A 25,612-nucleotide genomic window follows, 5' to 3' on the forward strand; every position below is an offset into this window, starting at 1 on the left:
CTCCCGTTTTCAGCCGAATTAAGCAGACCCTTCCGGTAAAGGGAAGGAATTGTTTTCTTCAAACCGATAAACGGCCAAGTTGCGGCCGTCATTCGCCATCCGGCCGGGCGCGCATGCGCTTGACGTCGGAACGGCCGGATTTCGCCTTGAGGCGGCGCTCGACCGAGCCCTTCGTCGGCTTCGTCTTGCGACGCGGCGGCGGTGGCGGTTCGGCGGCCTTGAGGATCAGTTCCTTCAGCCGTTCGCGTGCATCCTCGCGGTTGCGCTCCTGGCTACGGAAGCGGCTGGCCTCGATCATCAGCACGCCGTCCTTGGACACCCGGCGGCCGGCGAGCTTCAACGCATTGGCCTTCACCCGCTCATTGAGCGCGGGCGAGTTGCGCAGATCGTAAAACAGCTGGACCGCCGTCGAGACCTTGTTGACATTCTGTCCGCCCGGACCGCCCGCCAGCACGAACTGCTCGGTCAGTTCCCAGCCGGCAATGGTGATCGTGTTGCTGATATGGAGGGGTTCGCTGGCCATGAGAGTTCCTTTCCACGTCGTTGTAACGGCGCGACCGGGAAACGGGAAGCCATTTGCGGCAACGAAAAACCCGGCCTTGCGGGCCGGGTTTCACGTGAATCACCGTCTGCAACAGGCTTATTCTGCTGCGACCTTGAGACCGGGAGCGGCGTCGCGCACGCTGCCGTCGACCTGATCCTCGAACTTCTCGAAGTTCGCAACGAACATGTCGACGAGCTTCTGGGCCTGCTTGTCGTAGGCGGCGCCGTTCGACCAGGTCGAGCGCGGATCGAGGATCTTCGTGTCGACGCCCGGCACCGAGACGGGCACCTGGAAGCCGAAATTGTCGTCGCGGCGGAAGAGCGCATCCTTCAGCGAGCCATCGAGGGCGGCAGCGAGCAGGGTACGGGTCGCCTTGATCGGCATGCGACGGCCTTCGCCGTAGGCACCGCCAGTCCAGCCGGTGTTGACCAGCCAGCAATCGACGCCGTGCTCGGCGATCAGTTCCTTGAGCAGGTTGCCATAGACCGTGGGGTGGCGCGGCATGAAGGGCGCGCCGAAGCAGGTCGAGAAGGTGGCTTCCGGCTCGGTCACGCCGCGCTCCGTGCCGGCAACCTTGGCAGTGTAGCCGGACAGGAAGTGGTACATGGCCTGGTCCGGCGTCAGACGGGCGATCGGCGGCATCACGCCGAAGGCATCGGCCGTCAGCATGATGATCGTCTCCGGATGCGGCGCACGGCCGGTGTCGCTGGCATTCGGAATGAAGTGCAGCGGATAGGCGCAGCGCGTGTTTTCCGTCAGCGAGCCGTCGTTGAAGTCGGGCACGCCGTTGGCGTCGAGCACGACGTTTTCCAGGACGGTGCCGAAACGCTGCGTCGTCGCGTGGATTTCCGGCTCCGCCTCGGCCGACAGGCGAATGGTCTTGGCGTAGCAGCCGCCTTCGAAGTTGAAGATGCCGTTCTCGCCCCAGCCGTGCTCGTCATCGCCGATGAGCGTGCGGTTCGGATCGGCCGAAAGCGTGGTCTTGCCGGTGCCCGACAGGCCGAAGAAGACGGCGGCGTCGCCGTCGGGGCCGACATTGGCCGAGCAGTGCATCGGCATGACCTTTTCGCTCGGCAGCAGCCAGTTGAGCACCGTGAAGACCGACTTCTTCATCTCGCCGGCATAATAGGTGCCGGCGATCAGCACGATGCCGCGCGTCAGGTCGCAGGCGATCATGGTTTCGGTGCGCGCACCGTGGCGGGCCGGATCGGCCTTGAAGGTCGGCAGGTCGATGATGGTGAGTTTCGGCGCGAATGTCGCAAGATCCGCCTCTTGCGGGCGGATGAGCAGGTTGCGGATGAACAGCGAATGCCAGGCGAGTTCGGTGACGACACGGGTCGGCAGCGCGTAATCGTCATCGGCACCGCCGATCAGGTCCTGCACGAAGAGATCGCGTTCGGCGGCATGGGCGAGCATGTCCGCGTGAAGCGCATCGAAATGCGCGCGCGACACGGCCTTGTTGTTATCCCACCAGATGGCGCTTTCGGTGTTTTCGTCGCGCACGACGAACTTGTCCTTCGGCGAGCGGCCGGTGTGCTGGCCGGTCAGCGCGCGAAGCGCGCCATGGGCGGTCTTGACCGCCTCGCCGCGGCCGAGCGCTTCTTCATAGAGCGCCTCGGCTGCAAAGTTGTACCGCACCGTGCCGTTTGTATGGATACCCATCGCGGTAAGCCCCTGCGCGGGGTTGCGAACGCCAAGTTCCTGCATGGTCCAACTTTCCTCCGTGGACGAAGACGCAAGGTCAATCTGGGCGGAACCTAATATGCAACTGTCACAAAGGCAAGCGCCTGATCGAAATTAGGCAATGATATCAAACAATTAATCGATTTAAATCTTTGTACTACTTTTTTAATCGTTTGAATAATCGATTTAAAAATGATTCGAAAAACCGCGGCGGAACGTCACCCTTTATCTTTGCCACAATTTGTTCCACCTTTATCCCCACAGAGGCGCATCACTTACCAGGACAGGAACTCGATCCGAGGTCGGGAAAGGCGCTCATGACTATGGAGACCAGCAGGATGCAAACGATCGCACTCGTCGACGACGACCGGAATATTCTGACATCCGTGTCGATCGCGCTTGAGGCGGAAGGATACAAGGTTGAGACCTATACGGACGGCGCCTCCGCGCTCGACGGCCTTCTCGCCCGCCCGCCGCAGCTTGCAATCTTCGACATCAAGATGCCCCGCATGGACGGCATGGAGCTTCTGCGCCGCCTGCGCCAGAAGTCCGACATCCCGGTGATCTTCCTCACCTCCAAGGACGAGGAGATCGACGAACTGTTCGGCCTCAAGATGGGCGCGGACGACTTCATCACCAAGCCGTTCTCCCAGCGCCTGCTGGTCGAGCGCGTCAAGGCGATCCTGCGCCGCTCCTCCAACCGCGAGGCCGCCGCATCGGCCGGTGCCGGCGGCAACGCCGCCAAGGCCGGCGAGATCGCCGCCCGCTCGCTGGAGCGCGGCCAGCTGGTCATGGACCAGGAGCGCCACACCTGCACCTGGAAGGGCGAGCCGGTGACGCTCACCGTTACCGAGTTCCTCATCCTGCATTCGCTCGCCCAGCGCCCCGGCGTGGTGAAGAGCCGCGATTCGCTGATGGACGCCGCCTATGACGAACAGGTCTATGTCGACGACCGCACCATCGACAGCCACATCAAGCGGCTTCGCAAGAAGTTCAAGATGGTCGACACCGATTTCGACATGATCGAGACGCTCTACGGCGTCGGCTACCGCTTCCGCGAGGCAGCGTAAGGCGCGATTTCGCTTGCATGAACCGCGGCAGCAATGGCATGCCGCGGTCGGCTGCGGAATGGCTCGAAAGGACGGATGCGCGTGTTGCAGGAGGTGCAGGAAAGGGCTGGTGAGGACGCCGAAGGCCGGCAGATGCCGCGTTCCTTGCGCCGCCGCTGGACCCATCCCTTCACGCTGGCGCGCCGCATCTTCGGCAATGCCGTCTTTTCCAGCCTCACGCGCCGCATCCTGTTCTTCAATCTCGTCGCGCTCGTCGTGCTGGTGGCGGGCATCCTCTATCTCAACCAGTTCCGCGAGGGGCTGATCGATGCGCGTGTCGAAAGCCTGCTGACGCAGGGCGAAATCATCGCCGGTGCGATTTCCGCCTCCGCCTCGGTCGACACCAACTCGATCACCATCGACCCGGAGAAGCTGCTCGAACTCCAGGCCGGCCAGAGCATCACGCCGCTGCCGAACGACGAGGACCTGGAGTTCCCGATCAATCCCGAGCGCGTGGCGCCCGTGCTGCGGCGGCTCATCTCGCCGACGCGCACCCGCGCCCGCATATACGACACCGACGCCAACCTGCTGCTCGATTCGCGCCATCTCTACACGCAGGGCCAGGTGCTGCGTTTCGACCTGCCGCCCGTCGAGCAGGAGAATGCCGGCGTCTTCGAGCGCCTGAACATCTGGTTCAACCGCATGCTGCAGCCCAGCAGGCTGCCGCTCTACAAGGAAGCGCCGGGCGGTGACGGCTCGATCTACCCTGAAGTGATGAACGCGCTGACGGGCGTGCGCGGCGCCGTCGAGCGGGTCAACGACAAGGGCGAGGTCATCGTCTCGGTCGCGGTGCCGGTGCAGCGCTTCCGCGCGGTGCTGGGCGTGCTTCTGCTCTCCACGCAGGCCGGCGACATCGACAAGATCGTGCATGCCGAGCGTCTCGCCATCATGCGCGTGGCGGGTGTTGCGGGTCTCGTCAACATCGCGCTGTCGCTGCTGCTCTCCAGCACCATCGCCAACCCGCTGCGCCGCCTTTCGGCCGCGGCGATCCGCGTGCGGCGCGGCGGCGCGAAGGAGCGCGAGGAGATCCCCGATTTCTCCGTCCGCCAGGACGAGATCGGCAACCTGTCCATCGCGCTCAGACAGATGACCACGGCGCTCTATGACCGCATCGACGCGATCGAAAGTTTCGCCGCCGATGTGAGCCATGAGCTGAAGAACCCGCTGACCTCGCTGCGCAGCGCCGTCGAGACCCTGCCGCTGGCGCGCACGGACGAATCGAAAAAGCGGCTGCTGGATGTCATCCAGCACGACGTGCGCCGCCTCGACCGGCTGATCAGCGACATTTCCGACGCCTCGCGCCTCGACGCCGAGCTGGCGCGCAGCGATGCCCGCACGGTCGATCTGGAAAAGCTGCTGGGCGACCTCATCGACGTCTCGCGGCAGATCAACACGCGCAAGAAGCCGGTGACGCTGGATTTCGTCGTCGACCGCAAGGACAATCCGAAGGCACGGTTCGAGGTCAGCGGCTACGAACTGCGCATCGGCCAGATCGTCACCAACCTCATCGAGAACGCCCGCTCCTTCGTGCCCGATCCGGGCGGGCGCATCGTGGTGCGGCTGTCGCGCGGGCGCGGCGACCGCTGCCTCGTGCAGATCGAGGACAACGGGCCCGGCATCCAGGCGGAAAACATCGACCGCATCTTCGAACGCTTCTACACCGACCGGCCGGCCGGCGAGGCTTTCGGGCAGAATTCCGGCCTCGGCCTCTCCATCTCGCGGCAGATCGCCGAGGCGCATGGCGGCACGCTGAAGGCCGACAACATCATCGACAAGGCGACGGGCGAGATCGCCGGCGCGCGCTTCACCCTCTCGCTGCCCGCCGACAAGCAGAAATGACAGCCCCTGTCCCCGCCCCGGCCAACGTGCATGGAACGGCGATCGTGATCGGCACGACGGGGCTTCTCTTCACCGGCCCCTCCGGCGCAGGCAAGAGCATGGCCGCGCTGCATTGCATGACGGAGGCGCGCGCACGCGGGCTGTTTTCCGCGCTCGTCAGCGACGACCAGATCCTGGTGAGCGTCGAAGGCGGCCGGCTCATCGCCCGGGCACCCGTTTCCATCGCCGGCCTTGCCGAACTGCGCGGCGCGGGCATCGTCTCCGCCGGGACCATCGAGGCGGCCGTGCTGCGCCGTGCCATCCGGCCGATCGCACCGCCGTTTGCCGAGCGGCTGGCGCCGGAAGGCGAAACCGTGGAGGTGCTGCCCGGCCACGCCCTGCCGCTGACGCGGCTGCCGCTTGCCGCCGGTTGCACCGCCTTTTCGCTGCTCGCCGCAATTCACCCGGAAATTACCGGGACTTGTTCGCGAAAGCCGCTCGAAAAGGGAAAAACGGCCATTTTAGGCTTGCCTTCGGACTTTTCATTGACATGATGGCCACCCCAATGGTGGACGGAATTGTTGCATTGCGATATTCCGCCGTCCGTTCGAATTGGGAAACGGGAGCGACTGCTGATGATCGGACTGGTGCTTGTCACCCATGGCAAGCTGGCGGAGGAATTCCGGCACGCCCTTGAACACGTTGTCGGACCGCAGAAGGCGATCGAGACCGTCTGTATCGGCCCCGAGGACGACATGGACCAGCGTCGCCAGGATATCCTGCGGGCGGTCCAGGAGGCCGATCAGGGCAACGGCGTCATCATCCTCACCGACATGTTCGGCGGCACCCCGTCCAACCTCGCCATCTCCGTGATGAACGGCGACGGCATCGAGGTGATCGCCGGCGTCAACCTGCCGATGCTGATCAAGCTTGCCGGCATCCGCGGCGAGAACAACATGGAGAAGGCGCTGATCGACGCATCGGAAGCCGGCCGGAAATACATCAACGTCGCCAGCCGCGTCCTCAGCGGCAAATAAGGTCTCCCGCCCTCCATGACCGTCTCGAAAGAGCTCCTCATCATCAACAAGCGCGGCCTGCACGCCCGCGCCTCGGCGAAATTCGTCCAGACGGTCGACGGTTATGACGCGGAGGTCACCGTCTCCAAGGACGGCATGACCGTGGGCGGCACCTCCATCATGGGCCTGATGATGCTCGCGGCCAGCCCCGGATGCAGCGTGCACGTCACCGCCACCGGCGCGCAGGCCCAGGAGGTTCTCGACGCGCTCGATGCGCTGATCGCCGACAGGTTCGGCGAGGAGATATAATCCTCCATCAGACATAAGGACATAAAGACTTCTTTATGTCTTGGTTGCTCCAGCCGGCATTTCCTGATAGGAAGCGCCATCAACCAGAGCCAGAAGGCTGGAGTATTTCATGACCACCACGCATGACTACCACGTCGCCGACATCGCGCTTGCCGATTTCGGCCGCAAGGAAATCGAGATCGCCGAGACGGAAATGCCGGGCCTGATGGCCTGCCGCGAAGAGTTCGGCGCATCCAAGCCGCTCAAGGGCGCGCGCATCACCGGCTCGCTGCACATGACCATCCAGACCGCCGTTCTCATCGAGACGCTGGTGGCGCTGGGTGCGGACGTGCGCTGGGCCTCCTGCAACATCTTCTCCACGCAGGACCACGCCGCCGCGGCCATCGCCGCCGCCGGTATCCCGGTCTATGCCGTGAAGGGCGAGACGCTGACGGAATACTGGGAATATACCGACAAGATCTTCCAGTGGACCGATGGCGGCCTCTCCAACATGATCCTGGACGACGGCGGCGACGCCACCATGTACATCCTGCTCGGCGCCCGCGCCGAAGCCGGCGAGAACGTGCTGTCCAATCCGGGCTCGGAAGAAGAAGAAATCCTCTTCGCCCAGATCAAGAAGCGCCTTGCCGCCTCCCCGGGCTGGTTCACCAAGCAGCGCGACGCCATCAAGGGCGTGACGGAGGAGACCACGACCGGCGTCAACCGTCTCTACCAGCTGCAGCAGAAGGGCCTGCTGCCCTTCCCGGCGATCAACGTCAACGATAGCGTCACCAAGTCGAAGTTCGACAACAAGTACGGCTGCAAGGAATCGCTGGTCGACGGCATCCGCCGCGGCACCGACGTCATGATGGCCGGCAAGGTCGCCGTGGTGTGCGGCTACGGCGACGTGGGCAAGGGCTCGGCCGCCTCGCTGCGCGGCGCGGGCGCGCGCGTCAAGGTCACGGAAATCGACCCGATCTGCGCCCTGCAGGCCGCCATGGACGGTTTCGAAGTGGTGCAGCTCGAGGATGTCGTGTCCTCCGCCGACATCTTCATCACCACGACCGGCAACAAGGACGTCATCCGCGTCGAGCACATGCGCGAGATGAAGGACATGGCGATCGTCGGCAATATCGGCCACTTCGACAACGAGATCCAGGTCGCGGCCCTCAGGAACTTCAAGTGGACCAACATCAAGCCGCAGGTCGACATGGTCGAGTTCCCCAAGGGCAACCGCATGATCCTGCTCTCCGAGGGACGCCTGCTCAATCTGGGCAACGCCACCGGCCACCCGTCCTTCGTGATGTCCGCCTCGTTCTCCAACCAGGTGCTGGCGCAGATCGAGCTCTTCACCAAGGCCGACGCCTACAAGAACGAAGTCTATGTCCTGCCCAAGCAGCTCGACGAGAAGGTCGCACGCCTGCACCTCGCCAAGCTCGGCGCGAAGCTGACGGAGCTTTCCGATGAACAGGCCGGCTATATCGGCGTGACGGTGCAGGGCCCGTTCAAGGCCGAACACTACAGGTACTGATCCTTACCCGGATTATCCACAACATCTAGGGGCGGCGCGCTTGACACGAGCGCGCCGCCTCTTTTTTAGGCCCGTCCCTTCCCGACGATTCGGTAAACAAGTATCGTTAACGCGTTGATTCGGCGTGCAGATGCGGACCCTTCGCGCCGGATTGGGATGTCTTGTCGATCAGGCGGCAAACGGACGGAGACATACCGGGGATGATGTCGGAACTGAAACGAGGCCGTTCCGGGCAGGCTTTTGGCATGCCGGAGCGGGACAGGGCGCATTCGGTTGCGCCGCAAAATGGATTTATGGTTAACGGACGGCTGATGCGCCCCGTGGCGCGCCGCCTGGCATCCGTGCTGGCGGCGGGATCGGCGCTTGCAGCATTCGCAGGACCGGCGCATGCCGCCGGCCCCTATCTCGCCACCACGGAAATCGTCACCGTCTCGATGCTGCTGGGCGTGATGTCCGCGGCCATGCTCTCCGCCATCTGGATGATCCGCCAGCGCGGCCGCATGGAAGCGGAAAACCGCGAGCTGCGCGCCCATCTCTCCGACGCCCGCCACAACGTGTCGCGCCTGCAGGCGCTGATCGGCGACAAGGACCGCCGCATCGTCATGTGGGACGGCCTGTCGGGCAAGCCCGAATTCCTCGGCCAGCTGGCGCCGGAAACCGGCGCACCGGTCGCCGACCGTGATTTCCTGGCCTTCGGCCGCTGGCTAAAACCCACTTCCGCCGCCGAGATCGAGCGTGCCGTCGAGCGGCTGCGCACGCAGGCGCAGAGCTTCGACCTCATTCTCGAAACGAGCCGTGACGAAGTGCTGGAGGCACAGGGCCGCGTGTCCGGCGGGCAGGCCTTCGTGCGCTTCGTGGCGCTGAACAATCTGCGGGCGGAAGCCGCCGAGCTGAAGCTCGAACGCGAACGGCTCGTCGCCGCGCTGAGCACATTGCAATGCCTCATCGACCAGATCGATCTTCCCGTCTGGCAGCGCGCGCCCGACGGCTCGCTCGCCTGGGTGAACGAGGCCTATGCGGAGGCCGTCGAGGCGAAGGACGCCGCCGCCGCGGTGCGCGAGGCGCGCGAGCTTCTTCCGACCGTCGCGCGCGAAAAGATCCGGGCGACCAGCACCTACGACACCCCGTTCCGCGACAAGGTCTCGACCGTCGTTCGCGGCAATCGCAGCTTCTTCGACGTGGTGGATGCGCGCACGCCCAATGGCTCGGCCGGCATCGCGATCGACGTCTCGGATGTCGAGGCGGTGCGCGAGGAACTGACGCGCACGCTGAAAAGCCATGCCGAAACGCTCGATCACCTTGCCACGCCCGTCGCCACCTTCGACGGCGAGCAGCGCCTGCAATTCTACAACCAGGCCTTCCAGCGCATGTGGGAGTTCGACACGGCGTTCCTGGAGAGCAAGCCCGGCAACGGCGAACTGCTCGACCGGCTGCGCGCCGCCGGCAAGCTGCCCGAACAGCTGAACTGGAAGCAGTGGAAGGACACAGCCCTTTCCGTCTACCGCGCCATCGACACCCAGAGCGACCTCTGGCACCTGCCGAACGGCCAGACGCTGCGCGTCTTCGCCACCGCCCGCCCGCAGGGCGGCGCCACCTGGGTCTTCGAGAACCTGACCGAGAAGGTCGACCTGGAGACGCGCTACAACACGCTGATGCTGGTGCAGGACGAGACCATCGACCACCTGGCCGAGGGTGTCGCGGTGTTCAGCCCCGACGGGCGCATCCGCCTGTCCAACCCGGCCTTCCGCGCCATCTGGGGCATCAGCGAGGCCGAGGCGAAGTCGGGCACGCATATCCGCGCCATCGAGCAGGCCTGTGCGCCGTCCTACGACAAGCCGGACGGCTGGAAGCGCTTCGGCCAGATGATCACCAGCTTCGACGACGAACGGCCCTCCTCGCAGGGCATGCTGGAACTGCGCACCGGCCTCGTGCTCGACTACGCCGTCATCCCGCTCTCCAACGCGCAGACGATGCTGACCTTCGTCAACATCACCGACAGCGTGCGGGTCAGCCGGGCGCTTACGGAGAAGAACGAGGCGCTGCGCAAGGCGGACGCGCTGAAGAACGATTTCGTCCAGCACGTTTCCTACGAGCTGCGCTCGCCGCTGACCAATATCATCGGTTTCGCCGACCTCCTGAAGACGCCGACCATGGGCGAGCTCAACGAGCGGCAGGCCGAATATGTCGACCATATCGCCACCTCGTCAGCGGTGCTGCTGACCATCGTCAACGATATCCTCGACCTTGCGACCGTCGACGCCGGCATCATGGAACTGGACTATACCGAGATCAACCTGACGGACCTGCTCGACGACGTGTCCATGCAGTTCGCCGACCGGCTGCACGAGGCGCAGGTGACGCTGGAGATCACCGCGCCCGACAATCTCGGCACCATCGTCGCCGACCAGCAGCGCCTCAAGCAGATCCTCATCAAGCTCCTGAGCAATGCCGCCAATTTCGCGCCGGAGGGGAGCGCCATCGGCCTGCGCTGCTGGCGCGAGGGGGCCGACCTCGTGCTGACCGTGACCGACCGTGGCCCCGGCATTCCGCAGGACGTCCTGACCACCGTCTTCAACCGCTTCGAAAGCCATGGCCGCCAGGGCGGGCCGGGGCTTGGCCTCTCGATCGTCGAGAGCTTCGTCAGCCTGCACCACGGCACCGTCACCATCGACAGCCAGGAAGGCCGTGGCACGAAGGTCACCGTGCGCATTCCTTCCGCGTCGATGACCTCGTTTGCAGCGGCGGAATAGCATGGCGCTCGACATCGTCCTTGCCGATGAAGCCGCAACCATCCGCTTCGGCGAGGACATGGCGCTGGCGCTGAAGCGCGGCGACTATGTCGCGCTATCGGGCGATCTCGGTGCCGGAAAATCCACCTTCTCCCGCGCCCTGATCCGCGCCATCGCCGATGACGCTTTTCTCGAAGTGCCGAGCCCGACCTTCACGCTCGTCCAGACCTATGACCTGCGCATTCCCGTCGCGCATTTCGACCTCTACCGCATCGCCGACGCCGCCGAGATCGACGAACTGGGCTTCGACGAGGCGCTGTCGGACGGCATCTGCCTGGTGGAATGGCCGGAAAAAGCCGACGGCGCGCTGCCCGCCGATGGCATAAGCCTGACTTTCGTGCATGAGGGCGATGGCCGGCGCGTCTTCATCGACGGCCCGGCACCGGCGCTCGCCCGCATCCGCCGGTCGCTCGCGATCCGCGCCTTTCTTGACGAAGCCGGCTACGGAAACGCCACGCGCCGCCACCTGACGGGAGACGCCTCCACGCGCGCCTATGAACATATCCATACCGGCGCGCGCCGCTTCGTGCTGATGGATTCGCCCGCGCACCTGCCCGGGCCGATCCTCGCGCAGGGCAAGTATTACCAGCAGATCGCCCATATCGCCGAAGACGTGAAGCCGTTCATAGCGGTGGGCCGCTATCTCGTTTCGCGCGGCCTGCGCGCGCCGGCAATCCATGCCATGGATATCGCGCAGGGCATTCTCCTGATCGAGGACCTGGGCAGCGACGGCGTTCTCGACGCCGGCGGCGCGCCGATCGCCGAGCGCTACCGCGAAAGCGCCGCCTGTCTTGCGCATCTGCACGGACAGGCTTTCGAGCGCGACCTGCCGGTGACCGACGGCATCATCCACCGCGTGCCGGATTTCGACCGGGATGCGATGCAGATCGAGGTGAGCCTGCTCACCGACTGGTACCTTCCCTTCACGCGCGGCACGCCGGCAAGCGACGCCGAGCGCCGCGACTATATCGCCATCTGGGACGGGCTGATCGAAAGCCTCGGGGCGGCGGAGCACAATCTGCTGCTGCGCGACTTCCATTCGCCCAACATCATCTGGCGGCCGGATGCCGCGGGCACCGACCGGGTCGGCATCATCGACTTCCAGGACGCGATGATCGGTCCTTCGGCCTACGACGTCGCCTCGCTGGTGCAGGATGCCCGCGTCGACATGCCCGACGCGGTCGCGCAGGGCGTGCTCGACCACTACCTTTCGCTGCGCGCGGCTGAGGGCGGCTTCGACCGGGCGCGCTTCCTGCGCGACTGGCACGTCATGGCCGCGCAGCGCAACTGCAAGCTCATCGGCCTGTGGGTGCGGCTGATGCAGCGCGACGGCAAGCCGGCCTATATGCGCCACATGCCGCGCACCTTCCGCAATCTCACGCGCGCGCTTTCCCATCCCGACCTCGCCCCCTTGCGCGACTGGTGCGAAAAGGCTGGAATCCTCGCGACCGAATCATAAGCGCGGGATAGCGATGAAGATCGAAGACGCCATGGTGCTGGCCGCCGGCCTTGGAACGCGCCTGCGGCCCATCACCGACACGATGCCCAAGCCGCTGGTGCCGATCGCCGGAAAGCCGATGATCGACTACGGGCTCGATGCACTCGCCGCAGCGGGCATCACGCGCGCCGTCGTCAACGTACATCACTTCGCCGAGCAGATGCGTGCGCATCTCGCCCGCCGCGCGGTGCCGGAAATCCTTCTCTCCGACGAGACGGAGCGGCTGATGAATTCCGGCGGCGGGCTGGCCAGGGGCCTGAAGCTGCTCGGGCGCGGGCCGGTCATGGTGATGAACGCGGATCTCTTCTGGATCGGCGAGAAAGCCGGCGAAAGAACCAATCTCCAGCGGCTTGCCGAACGGTTCGACCCTGACGCCATGGACATGCTGATGCTCTGCGTGCGGCTGGAGGACACGACGGGCCATAACGGCAAGATCGATTTTTCGCTCGACGATGCCGGACGTCTCACCCGCTATCGTGAAGGCTTCGGCACGCCGGTCGTCTATGCCGGTGCCCTGGTGCTGATGCCGGGCCTGCTCGACGACGCGCCCGACGACGCCTTCAACCTCAACATCTATTTCGACCGGGCCATCGAAAAGGGGCGGCTTCACGGCATGCTGCTCGACGGGCACTGGATCACCGTCGGCACGCCCGAGGCGGTCGGCGCGGCGGAGGCCGTGATCGCCTCGTTCGGCGAGGCGGCGGCATGAGCGGCGCGCCGGGCGGCCGGATCTACACGATCCCGGCGAGCCTGCCCTTCCTGAAGACGGTCGCCGAAGCGCTTGTCGACGGGCGGCTCGTGCCCGGCTTCACCTACGATCCCGCCGATCCGCTGGCCTTGGCGGATGTCACCATCTATGTGCCGACCCGCCGCTCCGCGCGCGTGCTGCGCTCGGAATTCGTCGACCTGTTCGGCGGCCGCTCGGCCATCCTGCCCACCATCCGGGCGCTGGGCGAGACCGAGGACGACAGCGGTTTCTTCGACGAGGTGGCGCCGGCACTGCTCGACATGGCCGAGCCGCTCTCCGGCCCGACGCGGCTTCTGGAACTTGCCCGCCTCGTGCTGGCCTGGCGCAACCAGCTGCCGGCCGCCGTGACCGCGGTGCATGCCGAAAGCCCCCTTGTCGCCCCGGCAAGCCCGGCGGATGCCGTCTGGCTCGCCCGCAATCTCGCCGACATCATCGACGCGATGGAGACGGAGGAGCTGGACTGGACGGCGCTCGATACGCTCGATACCTCCAACCATGCGCTGTGGTGGCAGCTGACGGCCGAATTCCTGAAGATCGCCAGCGATTTCTGGCCGGCGCGGCTGGCAGAACTCACCCGCTCCTCCCCTTCACTGCGTCGCAACGCGACGCTGCATGCCGAGACGGAACGCTATCGCCACACGCCGCCGGCTGGCCCCGTGATCATCGCGGGTTCGACAGGCTCCATTCCCGCCACCGCGGGGCTGATCGCGGCAGTGGCAAAGCTGCCGAACGGCGTCGTCATCCTGCCCGGCCTCGACCGCTTCATGAGCGACACCGACTGGCTGCTCGTCGGACATCAGGGCGGCGGCGCGGACACGACGCGCAAGCCGGATGCGGCTTCGCGCAGCCATCCGCAATACGGCCTCCACCGCCTGCTCGCCCGCATGGGCTGCACGCGCGACGATGTCGAGCCGCTGGGCACGCCGCCGGAGACGTTGGAATACCGCGCGCGGATCCTCTCCAGTGCATTCCTGCCGACGCAGGCGACGGCGGGCTGGGGCGACGTGCGCTCGACACTGGATGCCGGGCGCGTGGCCGATGCCTTCCGCGACGTCGCGCTGGTGGAAGCGGCCAATGAACGCGAGGAGGCCGTGGCGATCGCCATCGCGCTGCGGCTTGCGCTGGAGGACGGCCCGGACGCGCAGGCCGCGCTGATCACGCCGGATCGCAAGCTTGGCCGGCGCGTCGCCGCCGAGCTGGCCCGTTTCGGCATCGAGGCGGACGATTCCGCCGGCACGCCGCTCCTTTCCACCCCGCAGGGCACGCTGCTGCGCCTGCTCGCCGAGGCGGCCCTGCGCCCCGGCGATCCCGTGGCGCTCGTGGCGCTGCTGAAACATCCGCTTGCCCGCTTCGGACTTTCCGCCGACGACCGGCGCGACGCGGTGACGGCGCTGGAGCTGACGGCCCTGCGCGGCGGCACGGCGGAAATCGACATCTCGACGCTGGAGCCTTTGCTCGACGCCGCGCTGGCGCGGCAGGCCGAGGATCGCCACCCGCCGCGCTGGCGCAGTGCGCTGCCGGAAACCGCCCTTCCCCTGGCGCGCACGCTTGCAAGGCGCGTAGCAGACGCGGTGGAGCCGCTCGCCGGTGTGCTCGTGCAGCAGAGCCGCACGGGGCGGCGCTTCTCTTCCAGGCTTGCCGTCTCGGACTGGGCGGAGCGCACCGGCCGTGCGCTGGAGGTCGTCGCCATCGACGAGCGCAACGACCTGGCCGCGCTGTGGTCCGGCGAGGCGGGCGACAGCCTCGCCAACCTGCTCAAGAGCGTGATGGAGACCGACGGGCAGATCGAGGCCGACGGGCCGCAATGGTGCGATATCATCGAGGCGCTCGCGGCGAGCGAAAGCGTCAAGCCGCGCTCGATGCGCCATCCCCGTGTCTTCATCTTCGGCGCGCTCGAATCGCGCCTCCAGAGCGTCGATACCGTGGTCATCGGCGGGCTCAACGAGGGCACCTGGCCGGGCCAGGCAGCCAACGACGCCTTTCTCTCCCGCATCATGAAGGTGGAGATCGGCCTGGAGCCGCCCGAGCGCCGCATCGGCCAGCTCGGCCACGATTTGCAGATGGCCGCGGGTACGCGCAAGCTGATCCTCACACGGGCCTTGCGCAACGGCACCGCCCCGACCGTCGCCTCGCGCTGGCTGCAACGGCTGCTCGCCGTCGGCGGTCCTTCGCTGGCGAACGACCTGCGCAGCCGCGGCCGCGACCTGATCGACTGGGCCGGGCGGATCGATCAGGGCCAGAGCGTGCCGAACGCGCCGCGCCCATCGCCCAAACCGCCGGCCGGGCTGCAACCGAAGAAATATTCCTTCAGCGAGGTCGGGCGGCTGCGCCGCGACCCCTATGCGATCTATGCGCGGCATATCCTGCGGCTCGACCCCATCGCGCCGTTCAACCTCGACCCCGGGCCGGCCGAGCGCGGTTCGCTCTATCACCGCATCGTCGACCGGTTCGTGCGCGAGGAGAAGACCGGCGAACCGCTTACCCTCATCGACCGCATCCTGCACGAGGAATTCGACGCGGTCGCGCTGCCGCCGCATATCGATGCCGTCTGGCGGCCGCGCTTTGCCGCCGTCGCCCGCGCCTTCGTCGCCTGGCATGGCGAGCGGGCCGGCGGCGTGCGCGAGAGCCTGACGGAGGTGCCGGCGTCGCTCGATCTCTCGGTCGGCGACATAAGGCTGACCGGGATTGCCGACCGCATCGACATCCTGCCCGACGGCAGCGCCGACATTCTCGACTACAAGACCGGCAGCACGCCTTCGCTCAAGGTGGCGCGCGCGCTGCTCGATCCGCAGCTGGCGCTGGAGGCGGCGGCGATGCGGCGCGGGGCCTTCCGCGGCCCGGGACGCCGCGACCCGGCTAACCTTCTCTATGTGCGCCTGAAGCCCGGCGAGCGCTTCAAGGTCGAGCAGGTCAACAACGAACACACGAAATCCGCCAGCACGACGCCGAAATCCGCGTTCGACCTTGGCGAGGAGGCGCTGGCGGAGCTGGAGAAGCTGCTGACCGGGCTGATCGAAGGGCGCTTCGGCTTCGCCTCGCGGCTCATTCCAGAACAGGAGCGCGACTATGGCGGCGAATACGACCATCTGGCGCGCGTCGCCGAATGGTCGTCTGCCGAAAACGGCGGGGAGAGCGACGATGCTTGAAGACGACCGTCCCGCATCGGCGGAGCCGGCCGCCTGGCTGAGCTGGACCACGCAGAAACAGGCGATGGCGTCCGATCCCGCCCGCTCTGCCTGGGTTTCGGCCAATGCCGGTTCGGGCAAGACGCACGTGCTGACGCAGCGGGTGATCCGGCTGCTGCTCGCCGGCTGCCGGCCATCCGCCATCCTCTGCCTGACCTATACCAAGGCCGCCGCCTCCGAAATGTCGAACCGCGTCTTCGAGCGGCTGGCCGAATGGGCGACGCTCTCGGATGAGGACCTGTCCGACCGGGTGGCGGCCATCGAGGACGCGCGGCCCGACGTCTTCAAGCTCGCGGAGGCGCGGCGGCTCTTTGCACGCGCGCTCGAAACGCCGGGCGGCTTGAAGATCCAGACCATCCACGCCTTTTGCGAAGCGCTGCTGCACCAGTTTCCGCTCGAGGCCAATGTCGCCGGCCACTTCTCCGTGCTCGACGACCGTGCGGCCGCCGTGCTGCTGGCGGATGCGCGGCGCACGCTCTTGACGGCGACGGCGAGCGAGGACGACCAGGCGCTGGCGGATGCCTTCGCCACGGTGCTCGACATTGCCGACGATACCGGGCTGGAACGGCTGCTCTCCGACATCATCGCCAGCCGCGGGCCGATCCGCGATTTCCTCGAGCGGGCGGACGCGGCCGGCGGCATCGAGACGATCCTTCGCCGGGAAACGGGTCTTGGCCCGCAGGAAACGGCTGACGACATCCTCGCCGCCTTCTGGCCGCTCGACGGGCTGAACGGGGCGGTACTGGACGCCTATCTCTCGGCGGCGGAAAACCTCGGCAGCGAGACGGTGAAGACCTCGGCCGCCGGCCTGCGCGGCGTGATGCGCCTCACCGATGCCGAAGCGCGCCGGGCGGCGCTGCACGATCTGTTCTTCACGGCGACCGGCTCGCCGCGCAGCATCGACCGATCCTTCCTCTCGAAGAAGGTGCGCGACAGCGCGCCGCATTTCGAGGCTGCCCTGCTGTCCGCGCAAGCCCATGTCATCGCCTGCGACGACCGCCTGCGGCGCTTTCGCATGTATGAGGCGACGAAGGCGGCGCTCGTGATCGCCGAGCGGCTGACCGGCGACTACGAAGACCTGAAGCGGGCGCGCAGCCTGCTCGATTTCGACGACCTGATCGACCGCACGGCAACGCTTCTGACCCGCGACCGGGTGAGCGCCTGGGTGCATTACAAGCTCGACCAGGGCATCGACCACATCCTCGTCGACGAGGCGCAGGACACCAGCCCGCGCCAGTGGCAGATCGTGAAGGCGCTGACGGACGATTTCTTCGCCGGCGAAACGGCCCGCATCGCCGGCCGCACGATCTTTGCCGTGGGCGACGAGAAACAGTCGATATACTCCTTCCAGGGCGCACGGCCCGAGCGGTTTGCGGAGGAAGGCCGGGCGGTCGCCCGGCGCACCCAGGTGGCCGAAACCGCCTTCAGCCCGATCCGCCTGCTCCTGTCCTTCCGCTCGACGCGGGACGTGCTTTCGGCGGTCGACCAGGTGTTTCTCGATCCCGCCAACGCGCGCGGGCTCACTCCCGACGGCGGCGATATCGTGCATGCCTCCAATCGGGGGCGCGAGCCGGGGGCCGTCGATGTCTGGGCCATGATCGCCACGCCGCCCGGCCTCGATGAGGAGGACTGGACCGCGCCCTTCGACGCGGTGGCCGAGGAAGCGCCGATCAACGTGCTGGCGCGGCGCATCGCCGATACGCTTGCCGGCTGGATCGGCCATGAGACGGTGACGGAAAAGGGCAAGGCGCGGCCCATGGCGGCCGGCGACATCATCGTGCTGGTGCGCAAGCGCGACGCCTTCGTGAACGCGCTGACACGCACGCTGAAACAACGCCACGACCTGCCTGTGGCGGGCGCCGACCGGCTGGTGCTGACAAAGCATATCGCCGTGCAGGACCTCATGGCGCTGGGCCGCTTCGCCGTGTTGCCGCAGGACGATCTGTCGCTCGCCGCCCTCCTGAAAAGTCCGCTCTTCGGCCTGAGCGAGGAGACGCTGTTCGAACTTGCCGCCCGCCGCGGCGAGAACGAGGCGCTCTGGGCGCATCTTTGCAGCGTGGCCGCGTCGGACGACCGCCTTGCGCCCATCGTCGCGCGGCTGGAGCGGCTGATTGCCGATGCGGGAACGCAGTCCGTGCATGATTTCTATGCGCGCATCCTCGGGGCGGGCGGCGGGCGGCGGGCGTTCCTTGCGCGGCTCGGCGTCGAGGCGGGCGAGATCATCGACGAGTTCCTGACCTTCGCCCTGGAGCAGGAGGACAACGGCCTGCCCGGCCTGCAGGCCTTCGTCTCCACGCTGGAACTGGAGGCGCCGACGGTCAAGCGCGAACAGGACAAGGCGCGCGGCGAGATCCGCATCATGACCGTGCATGCCGCCAAGGGGCTGGAGGCGCCGGTCGTCTTTCTCGTGGATGGCGGCGCCAAGCCCTTCAGCCACAGCCACATGCCGCAGCTGCGCTTTCTCTCGACGACGGATCCTGCCGGCGGCCTGCCGGCCTGGCTGCCGCTCAAGGACTTTGCCAACACGCTGACGGAAGCGGATGCGGAGCGCATCAAGGACAGCGCCGAGGAGGAATATCGCCGCCTGCTCTATGTCGCGATGACGCGTGCGGCCGACCGGCTGATCGTCTGCGGCTATCGCGGGCGGCAGGAAAACAAGGACACCTGGCACACGATGATCGCGACGGCGCTCGCCGCCGACACGCAGCGTTGCGTGGAGGCGACCTTCTCGACGCGCAGCGAAAGCTGGGAGGGGCTGTCCTGGCGCGAGGCGGGCGCGGCGGCGATCGGCGACGTGACGGTGGCAAGCGCCGAGGAAAAGCCGCAGATCACGCTTCCGGAGGCGCTTGCAAGACCGCTTCCACCGCAGAAATCCCTTCCGCGGCCGCTCAGCCCCTCGGGTGCGGCGGCGGTGATCGAGACGGATGCGGCCGATCTGCTCGTGCCCTCCGCCCTGTTCGGCAAGGGCAAAGGCGGCCCGCCGGGCGCCGGGCTTGCGCTGGAGCGCGGGCGCATCCTGCACCGCTTCCTGCAGGTCCTGCCGGGCTTCGACCCTGCCGAGCGGCCGGCGGCGGCGCGGCGCTATCTGGAGCGGGCGGCCGCCCATTGGCCGGAGAGCGCGCGGGCCGGGCTGATTGCGGCGGCGCTTCACGTCATCGACGACGAGAGCCTGCGCGCCGTCTTCTCATCCGCGGCGCGCGCGGAAGTCTCCATCATGGGCACGTTGATGCTGGGCAGCCGGGAGTTTGCGGTATCCGGCCGCATCGATCGCATGGTGGTGACGGAGAGCGCGGTCGAGATCGTGGATTTCAAGACGAACCGCGTGCCGCCTCATACCGTCGACGCCATTCCGTTCGAGCACCGGGCGCAGCTCGCCATCTACCGCGCAATCCTCGCACCGCTCTATCCCGGCCGGGAGATCCGCTGCGGGCTGATCTACACGGAGGCGGCGAAAACCTTCTGGCTGGAGACGGCGCTGATGGAGGCGAGCCTTGCCGAACTCACGGCAAAGTGAGATACGGGACAGGACGTTTCGCCCATGGTGCGCGCCCTGACGGGCTTGAAAACGCAGCCCGGCGGCATCACATCTTGTGCAACACCCACCATTCAAGGAGCAGCCCTTATGGCTACCGTTAAAGTCGACCAGTCCAATTTCGAAGCCGAAGTGCTGAAGTCCGCAGAGCCGGTCGTCGTGGATTTCTGGGCCGAATGGTGCGGCCCGTGCAAGATGATCGCGCCTGCGCTGGAAGAAATCTCGACGGAACTCGCCGGCAAGGTGAAGGTCGCCAAGCTCAACATCGACGAGAACCCGGAGCTTGCCGCCCAGTTCGGCGTGCGCTCGATCCCGACACTCGCCATGTTCAAGGGCGGCGAAGTGGCCGACATCAAGGTCGGCGCCGCACCGAAGACGGCCCTGTCGTCCTGGATTTCCGGCGCCGCCTGATCGGCCCGACCGGTCCAACCGAAAAGCCCGGCTCGAAGCCGGGCTTTTTGTTGTCAGGTGGGCGGCGTGCCGTTGTCGGCCAGCACGTCGCCGACGAGATAGAGCGAACCGCCGATCAGGATGCGCGGCGGCACCGAATCCTCGGCCGTGATGCGCACGATCTCCACCAGCGCTTCGCCCACCGTCGCAAGCGGTGCGGCCTCCAGGCCCGCGCGTGCGGCATCCTCGGCGAGTGCGGCAGGGTCAAGCCCGGCATCGGAGCCGCGGATCGGCACGGTGAAGACCCGCTCGGCCAGCCCGCGGAACGGGTCGAAATAGCCGACGGGATCCTTCGTGTTGATCATGCCCGTGATGAGGAAGAGCGGACGCGCCTCGCGCTCCTCGAAATTCGCCATGGTCTCGGCAATGACCTGTCCCGCACCGGGATTGTGGCCACCATCGACCCAGATCTCGCTTGCGGGCGGGGCGAGGCGGAAGAGCGCGCCATCGGGGAGCCTTTGCAGGCGGCCCGGCCATTCGACGCGTGACAGTCCCGTCTCGATCGCCGGCTCGCCGACAGAAAAACCGGCCGCCTTGACGGCGCGGATGGCGGCGGCGGCATTGGCATATTGGTGCCGGCCCGGCAGGCGCGGCAGGGGAAGATCGGCAAGGCCGAACTCGTCCTGATAGACGAGACGGCCGAATTCCTCATGGGCGAGAAAATCCTGTCCGTAGACGGCGTGCGGGCAGCCCAGCCGCTCGGCGATCTCGATCAGCACGTCGCGGGCCGCCTCTTCCGGCTGGTAGCCGATGACGACGGGCACGCCACGCTTCATGATGCCGGCCTTTTCGGCGGCGATGAGTTCGACCCGGTCGCCGAGATAGGCCTGGTGGTCGAGCGAGATCGGCATGATGACGCATGCGGCCGGTCGCGGCATGACATTCGTGGCATCGAAGCGGCCGCCGAGGCCGACCTCGATGATCGCCACATCCGCCGGATGCTCGGCAAACAGCAGGAAGGTGACGGCGGTGAGGATTTCGAAGACGGTGATCTTCTCGCCGCCATTGGCATCGGCCACGCGGCGCACGGCATCGGCGAGAACGGCGTCCTCGACGAACTGTCCCCGGCCGCCGGCGACACCGAGGCGATAGCGCTCGTGCCAGTTGACGAGGTGGGGCGAGGTGTGGACATGCACGCTGAGGCCCTGGGCCTCGAGGATCGCCCGGCAGAAGGCCGTGACCGAGCCCTTGCCGTTGGTGCCGGCCACATGGATGACCGGCGGCAGTTTCAGGTGGGGATTGTCGAGCGCCGCGAGAAGCCGCGTGATGCGGTCGAGCGAGAGGTCGAAGCCCTTGGGGTGGAGACCGAGAAGCTTCTCGATCTCCAGCGCCGCTTCGCTGACCGCGACGCCCGTCATGTTATTGCGCCGCGATGGCGACGGCGGCGGTTTTTTCCACCACGGGTGCGGAAGCGGCCGGCTTCTTCATCAGGATCTTCAGAAGGCGGGCAAGCGTGGCGGGAATATCGTGGCGCTTGACGACCATGTCGACCATGCCGTGCTCAAGAAGGTATTCCGACGTCTGGAAGCCCTCGGGCAGCTTCTCGCGGATGGTCTGCTCGATGACGCGCTTGCCGGCAAAGCAGATTTCGGCGCCCGGCTCGGCGAGATGGATATCGCCCAGCATGGCGTAGGACGCCGTCACGCCGCCCGTCGTGGGGTTGGTGAGCACGACGATATAGGGCAGGCCCGCTTCCTTGAGCATTTCCACGGCGACCGTGGTGCGCGGAAGCTGCATCAGCGAGAGGATGCCTTCCTGCATGCGCGCGCCGCCGGAGGCGGGGAACATGACGAGCGGGCACTTCTCGGCGATGGCGCGCTCGAAGGCCTTGATGATGGCTTCGCCGGCGGCGATGCCGAGCGAACCGCCCATGAAGCTGAATTCATGCACGACGGCGACCAGCTTGACGCCGCGCACCTTGCCGACGCCGGCGAGGATCGTGTCCTCCAGGTCCGTCTTGATACGGCTGTCCTTCAGGCGATCGACATATTTCTTGGAATCGCGGAACTTCAGCGGGTCCTGCGCCACCTTCGGCTGCTGCAACGACTCGAAGACACCATCGTCGAACAGGTCCTTGAGGCGGGCTTTCGCCGGCATCTTCATGTGGTAGCCCGAGGCCGGGATGACCCACTTGTTTTCCTCGAGATCGCGATGGAACACCATCTCGCCGGTTTCCGGGCACTTGATCCAGAGGTTTTCCGGCACATCCCGGTCAGGGCGGCCGAGCATCGAGTTGATCTTCGGCCGAACGTAATTCGTGATCCAGTTCACGGTCTAGACTCCCGTTAATCTGCGCAATTCCGGGCGGAAAACCGCTTCACGGTTCTCCTGGATTTGCTTTCCGGTCCCATGTGGGAACTTTACTCCGCCGCCGCAAGGCGCGATGCGCGCACGCCGGATGCGAGGCTCCTGACGAGCGTCTCGACACCGGGAACGGTGGCGGCACTCGCCTTGCCGTCCGCCGTCAGGCTGGAGGCGATCTGGTTGACGATGGTGGTGCCGACGACGACGCCATCCGCCGACGCCCCGATGGCGCGGGCGTGTTCGGCCGTCTTGACGCCGAAGCCGACGCAGACCGGCAGCCTGGTATGCGCCTTGATGCGACCGACCGCGTCGCCGATCAGCGACGGATCCGGCAGGGCCGAACCGGTGATGCCGTTCATCGAGACATAGTAGACGAAGCCCGAGGTGTTCTTCAGCACGGCGGGCAGGCGCTTTTCATCCGTCGTCGGCGTGGCCAGACGAATGAAGTTGATGCCGCGCGCCAGCGCCGGGATGCACAGCTCGTCGTCCATTTCCGGCGGCAGGTCCACGACGATGAGGCCGTCGATGCCGGCCTCCACCGCGTCATCGAGGAAACGCTCGACGCCGTAGATGTAGATGGGGTTGTAGTAGCCCATCATGACGATCGGCGTCGCATCGTCCTCGCGGCGGAAATCGCGCGCCATCTGGATGGTCTTGGCGAGCGTCTGGCCCGCCTTCAGCGCGCGCTGGCCGGCCACCTGGATCGCCGGGCCGTCGGCCATCGGATCGGAGAACGGCATGCCCAGTTCGATGACATCGGAGCCTGCCTTGGGCAGCGCCTTCATGATCTCCAGCGAGCTCGCATAATCGGGATCGCCGCCCATGAAATAGGTGACGAGCGCCGGGCGGCCTTCGGCTGCGAGATCCGCAAAACGTTTGTCCATGCGTGCGGTCATCTTAAAGCTCCATGCCGAGGATCTTGCCGACGGTGAAGATATCCTTGTCGCCGCGGCCCGAGAGGTTCATCAGGATGATCTGGTCCTTGCCCATCTTCGGGGCGCGCTTGATCACCTCGGCGATGGCATGGCTCGGCTCCAGCGCGGGAATGATGCCTTCGAGCTTGGTCAGCAGCTGGAAGGCCTCCAGCGCCTCGTCATCCATGATCGGCACATATTCGGCACGGCCGATATCATGCAGCCAGGCATGTTCCGGACCGATGCCGGGATAATCCAGACCGGCCGAAATGGAATGGCCTTCCTTGATCTGGCCGTCCTCGTCCTGCAGCAGATAGGTGCGGTTGCCGTGCAGCACGCCCGGGGAACCCGCGGTCAGCGATGCACAATGCTCCTCGCCCTCCAGCCCCCGGCCGCCGGCCTCGACGCCGACGATCTGCACGTCCTTGTCGTCCAGGAACGGATGGAAGATACCGATGGCGTTCGAACCGCCGCCGACGGCGGCGATCACCATATCCGGCAGGCGGCCTTCGGCGGCCAGGATCTGTTCACGCGCTTCCGTGCCGATGACCGACTGGAAATCGCGCACCAGCTCCGGATAGGGATGCGGTCCGGCCGCGGTGCCGATGAGGTAATAGGTGTCGTCGACATTGGTGACCCAGTCGCGCAGCGCCTCGTTCATGGCGTCCTTCAGCGTGCCGCTGCCGGCGGTGACGGGCTTCACCTCGGCACCGAGCAGCTTCATGCGGAAGACGTTCGGCGCCTGACGCTCGACATCGGTCGCGCCCATATAAACGACGCAGGGCAGGCCGAAGCGCGCGGCGACCGTGGCGGAGGCAACGCCATGCTGGCCGGCACCGGTTTCGGCGATGATGCGCGTCTTGCCCATGCGCTTGGCAAGCAGGATCTGGCCGATACAGTTGTTGATCTTGTGCGAGCCGGTGTGGTTCAGCTCCTCGCGCTTGAAGTAGATCTTCGCGCCGCCGAGATGCTGCGTCAGGCGCTCGGCATAATAGAGCGGGCTCGGACGGCCGATATAGTGGGCGCCGAGATCCTTGAGTTCGGCCTGAAAGGCCGGATCGGTCTTGGCCTTGTTCCACTCTTCCTGGAGATCGAGGATCAGCGGCATCAGGGTTTCGGCAACGAAACGACCGCCGAAGATGCCGAAGCGTCCGTCTTCATCCGGTCCCTCGCGGAACGAATTCAGGTTGGGTGACTGGTTCACGTGCCTCTCCCTGCGACGGCGGTTTCGCTTTGCGCGTTTCGTGCCGCTTCAAAAAACGCTTCGATCAGGCCGAGATCCTTGACGCCGGGCGCACTCTCGACGCCGGAACTGGTGTCGATGCCGGGCGCGCCGGTCAGCTGGATCGCCTCGGCGAGGTTATCCTTGTTCAGCCCACCCGAAAGCATGTAATCCACGCTTCCGTCAAGCAAATGCATGAGGTTCCAGTCGAAGGAAACCCCGTTGCCGCCCGGGAGCTCAGAGCCTGCCGGCGGCTTGGCATCGAAGAGGAACCGGTCGGCGATGCCGATATAGGGATCGATCTTCTTGAGGTCGTCGGCTTCGCGCACCGAGAAGGCCTTGATGACCGGCAGGCCATAGACCGCCTTGACGGTGAGGACCCGTTCGGGGCTTTCCTTGCCGTGCAGCTGGAGAATGTCAGGCGAAAGCTGGTCGACGATCTCGTCCAGCGTATCGCTGTCGGCATCGACCGTCACCGCGACGATCTTGACGCGGCCGCGCACGCGATCGGCCAGCCGGCCGGCATCGGCCGGCTCGATGTTGCGCGGGCTCTTGGGAAAGAAGATGAAGCCGATATGGGTCGCGCCGAGCGCCACCGCCTTGTCGACGGCATCCTCGGTCTTCAAACCGCAGATCTTGATATCGAGTGTCATGGGGGACGAAGTCGCACGAATCACCGGAAGAGTCGAGCCGAAAGACGGCGGCAATAGGGCTTGCTGCGACGCCCTTGTCCGCCGCGTTACCGGGCCCATATGGAAGGAAACGACCGATCGGAGACCATCATGCGGCTCATCATCGCCATCCTCCTGCCCTTTCTCGCGTTTTTCACCATCGGGCGGCCTGTTGCCGGCATCATCTGCCTCATCCTGCAGGTCACGCTGATCGGCTGGCTGCCCGCCGCGATCTGGGCCGTCTATGCGCTTGGCCAATACAACACCGACAGGAAGATCAGCGAAGCGCTCGGAAACCGGCGCTAGTCTT

General features: G+C 66.1%; 20 protein-coding genes. 13 read left to right on the plus strand and 7 right to left on the minus strand.

Annotated elements, in window-relative coordinates; all coding sequences use genetic code 11:
- Nucleotides 1-88 precede the first annotated feature (88 nt).
- Nucleotides 89-523, minus strand: coding sequence for an alternative ribosome rescue aminoacyl-tRNA hydrolase ArfB (gene arfB / locus GR158_RS15385; protein WP_134648615.1), 435 nt, complete (start codon nt 521-523; stop codon nt 89-91).
- A gap of 117 nt (nt 524-640) precedes the next feature.
- Entirely contained in the window at nt 641-2,251 is a 1,611-nt protein-coding gene (locus GR158_RS15390; protein WP_160871679.1) for a phosphoenolpyruvate carboxykinase, read from the minus strand.
- 314 nt (nt 2,252-2,565) lie between these two features.
- Between GR158_RS15390 and GR158_RS15395 the strand changes: the two genes are divergently transcribed.
- The 12 genes from GR158_RS15395 (at nt 2,566) to trxA (ending at nt 20,152) form a co-directional block, all read left to right on the plus strand.
- On the plus strand, nt 2,566-3,297 hold the full coding sequence (locus GR158_RS15395; protein WP_202402299.1) for a response regulator transcription factor: 732 nt from the start codon (nt 2,566-2,568) through the stop codon (nt 3,295-3,297).
- Between the two features lie 132 nt (nt 3,298-3,429).
- Complete coding sequence (locus tag GR158_RS15400) at nt 3,430-5,175, plus strand: sensor histidine kinase (RefSeq protein ID WP_134648638.1); 1,746 nt, start codon at nt 3,430-3,432, stop codon at nt 5,173-5,175.
- Nucleotides 5,172-5,708: an HPr kinase/phosphorylase gene (locus tag GR158_RS15405; protein WP_160871680.1), complete on the plus strand. Its 537-nt coding sequence runs from the start codon at nt 5,172-5,174 to the stop codon at nt 5,706-5,708. The genes GR158_RS15400 and GR158_RS15405 overlap by 4 nt, the downstream gene beginning before the upstream one ends.
- An 81-nt stretch (nt 5,709-5,789) precedes the next feature.
- A complete protein-coding gene (locus GR158_RS15410; protein WP_134648607.1) occupies nt 5,790-6,191 on the plus strand; it encodes a PTS sugar transporter subunit IIA in 402 nt (133 codons plus the stop codon).
- A 15-nt stretch (nt 6,192-6,206) separates the two neighbouring features.
- Nucleotides 6,207-6,479, plus strand: coding sequence for an HPr family phosphocarrier protein (locus GR158_RS15415; RefSeq protein ID WP_134648605.1), 273 nt, complete (start codon nt 6,207-6,209; stop codon nt 6,477-6,479).
- A 109-nt stretch (nt 6,480-6,588) separates the two neighbouring features.
- Nucleotides 6,589-7,989, plus strand: a complete 1,401-nt coding sequence (ahcY, locus tag GR158_RS15420; RefSeq protein ID WP_160871681.1) for an adenosylhomocysteinase — start codon at nt 6,589-6,591, stop codon at nt 7,987-7,989.
- A 203-nt stretch (nt 7,990-8,192) separates the two neighbouring features.
- Nucleotides 8,193-10,739 (plus strand): PAS domain-containing sensor histidine kinase, encoded by a 2,547-nt coding sequence (locus GR158_RS15425; protein ID WP_370359679.1) that lies wholly within the window; start codon nt 8,193-8,195, stop codon nt 10,737-10,739.
- A 1-nt stretch (nt 10,740) separates the two neighbouring features.
- Nucleotides 10,741-12,237, plus strand: coding sequence for a tRNA (adenosine(37)-N6)-threonylcarbamoyltransferase complex ATPase subunit type 1 TsaE (gene tsaE / locus GR158_RS15430; RefSeq protein ID WP_160871683.1), 1,497 nt, complete (start codon nt 10,741-10,743; stop codon nt 12,235-12,237).
- Nucleotides 12,238-12,250: 13 nt separating this feature from the next.
- Entirely contained in the window at nt 12,251-12,985 is a 735-nt protein-coding gene (locus tag GR158_RS15435; protein WP_160871684.1) for a nucleotidyltransferase family protein, read from the plus strand.
- Nucleotides 12,982-16,170, plus strand: a complete 3,189-nt coding sequence (gene addB / locus GR158_RS15440) for a double-strand break repair protein AddB (RefSeq protein WP_160871685.1) — start codon at nt 12,982-12,984, stop codon at nt 16,168-16,170. Before GR158_RS15435 ends, addB begins: the two co-directional genes overlap by 4 nt.
- Nucleotides 16,163-19,723, plus strand: a complete 3,561-nt coding sequence (gene addA, locus GR158_RS15445; RefSeq protein ID WP_160871686.1) for a double-strand break repair helicase AddA — start codon at nt 16,163-16,165, stop codon at nt 19,721-19,723. The genes addB and addA overlap by 8 nt, the downstream gene beginning before the upstream one ends.
- Nucleotides 19,724-19,831: 108 nt before the next feature.
- Nucleotides 19,832-20,152: a thioredoxin gene (trxA, locus tag GR158_RS15450; protein WP_134648592.1), complete on the plus strand. Its 321-nt coding sequence runs from the start codon at nt 19,832-19,834 to the stop codon at nt 20,150-20,152.
- A 53-nt stretch (nt 20,153-20,205) separates the two neighbouring features.
- On the opposite strand, the gene GR158_RS15455 is transcribed toward trxA, so the two are convergent.
- From GR158_RS15455 to GR158_RS15475, 5 genes are all read right to left on the minus strand, one after another.
- Nucleotides 20,206-21,549 (minus strand): folylpolyglutamate synthase/dihydrofolate synthase family protein, encoded by a 1,344-nt coding sequence (locus GR158_RS15455; protein ID WP_134648590.1) that lies wholly within the window; start codon nt 21,547-21,549, stop codon nt 20,206-20,208.
- Between the two features lies 1 nt (nt 21,550).
- The gene (gene accD, locus GR158_RS15460) at nt 21,551-22,462 is read right to left on the minus strand and encodes an acetyl-CoA carboxylase, carboxyltransferase subunit beta (RefSeq protein WP_134648588.1); all 912 of its coding nucleotides are present in this window, start codon (nt 22,460-22,462) and stop codon (nt 21,551-21,553) included.
- Between the two features lie 89 nt (nt 22,463-22,551).
- Complete coding sequence (trpA, locus tag GR158_RS15465; protein ID WP_134648586.1) at nt 22,552-23,391, minus strand: tryptophan synthase subunit alpha; 840 nt, start codon at nt 23,389-23,391, stop codon at nt 22,552-22,554.
- Between the two features lies 1 nt (nt 23,392).
- Complete coding sequence (gene trpB / locus GR158_RS15470; protein ID WP_160871687.1) at nt 23,393-24,613, minus strand: tryptophan synthase subunit beta; 1,221 nt, start codon at nt 24,611-24,613, stop codon at nt 23,393-23,395.
- Nucleotides 24,610-25,284: a phosphoribosylanthranilate isomerase gene (locus GR158_RS15475; protein WP_134648582.1), complete on the minus strand. Its 675-nt coding sequence runs from the start codon at nt 25,282-25,284 to the stop codon at nt 24,610-24,612. Before GR158_RS15475 ends, trpB begins: the two co-directional genes overlap by 4 nt.
- Before the next feature lie 129 nt (nt 25,285-25,413).
- Here GR158_RS15475 and GR158_RS15480 point away from each other — a divergent pair, with 129 nt between their 5' ends.
- The gene (locus tag GR158_RS15480; RefSeq protein ID WP_134648580.1) at nt 25,414-25,608 is read left to right on the plus strand and encodes a YqaE/Pmp3 family membrane protein; all 195 of its coding nucleotides are present in this window, start codon (nt 25,414-25,416) and stop codon (nt 25,606-25,608) included.
- Nucleotides 25,609-25,612: the final 4 nt, after the last annotated feature.

It is taken from the genome of Shinella sp. AETb1-6 (assembly GCF_009826875.1).
In the GTDB taxonomy this organism is placed as follows: domain Bacteria; phylum Pseudomonadota; class Alphaproteobacteria; order Rhizobiales; family Rhizobiaceae; genus Shinella; species Shinella sumterensis.

Excerpts from the sequence above, each read along its gene's own strand:
- arfB (WP_134648615.1), bottom strand. The coding sequence starts at position 523 with ATGGCCAGCGAACCCCTCCATATCAGCAACACGATCACCATTGCCGGC.
- GR158_RS15390 (WP_160871679.1), bottom strand. The coding sequence starts at position 2,251 with ATGCAGGAACTTGGCGTTCGCAACCCCGCGCAGGGGCTTACCGCGATG.
- GR158_RS15395 (WP_202402299.1), top strand. The coding sequence starts at position 2,566 with ATGCAAACGATCGCACTCGTCGACGACGACCGGAATATTCTGACATCC.
- GR158_RS15400 (WP_134648638.1), top strand. The coding sequence starts at position 3,430 with ATGCCGCGTTCCTTGCGCCGCCGCTGGACCCATCCCTTCACGCTGGCG.
- GR158_RS15405 (WP_160871680.1), top strand. The coding sequence starts at position 5,172 with ATGACAGCCCCTGTCCCCGCCCCGGCCAACGTGCATGGAACGGCGATC.
- GR158_RS15410 (WP_134648607.1), top strand. The coding sequence starts at position 5,790 with ATGATCGGACTGGTGCTTGTCACCCATGGCAAGCTGGCGGAGGAATTC.
- GR158_RS15415 (WP_134648605.1), top strand. The coding sequence starts at position 6,207 with ATGACCGTCTCGAAAGAGCTCCTCATCATCAACAAGCGCGGCCTGCAC.
- ahcY (WP_160871681.1), top strand. The coding sequence starts at position 6,589 with ATGACCACCACGCATGACTACCACGTCGCCGACATCGCGCTTGCCGAT.
- GR158_RS15425 (WP_370359679.1), top strand. The coding sequence starts at position 8,193 with ATGTCGGAACTGAAACGAGGCCGTTCCGGGCAGGCTTTTGGCATGCCG.
- tsaE (WP_160871683.1), top strand. The coding sequence starts at position 10,741 with ATGGCGCTCGACATCGTCCTTGCCGATGAAGCCGCAACCATCCGCTTC.
- GR158_RS15435 (WP_160871684.1), top strand. The coding sequence starts at position 12,251 with ATGAAGATCGAAGACGCCATGGTGCTGGCCGCCGGCCTTGGAACGCGC.
- addB (WP_160871685.1), top strand. The coding sequence starts at position 12,982 with ATGAGCGGCGCGCCGGGCGGCCGGATCTACACGATCCCGGCGAGCCTG.
- addA (WP_160871686.1), top strand. The coding sequence starts at position 16,163 with ATGCTTGAAGACGACCGTCCCGCATCGGCGGAGCCGGCCGCCTGGCTG.
- trxA (WP_134648592.1), top strand. The coding sequence starts at position 19,832 with ATGGCTACCGTTAAAGTCGACCAGTCCAATTTCGAAGCCGAAGTGCTG.
- GR158_RS15455 (WP_134648590.1), bottom strand. The coding sequence starts at position 21,549 with ATGACGGGCGTCGCGGTCAGCGAAGCGGCGCTGGAGATCGAGAAGCTT.
- trpA (WP_134648586.1), bottom strand. The coding sequence starts at position 23,391 with ATGACCGCACGCATGGACAAACGTTTTGCGGATCTCGCAGCCGAAGGC.
- GR158_RS15475 (WP_134648582.1), bottom strand. The coding sequence starts at position 25,284 with ATGACACTCGATATCAAGATCTGCGGTTTGAAGACCGAGGATGCCGTC.
- GR158_RS15480 (WP_134648580.1), top strand. The coding sequence starts at position 25,414 with ATGCGGCTCATCATCGCCATCCTCCTGCCCTTTCTCGCGTTTTTCACC.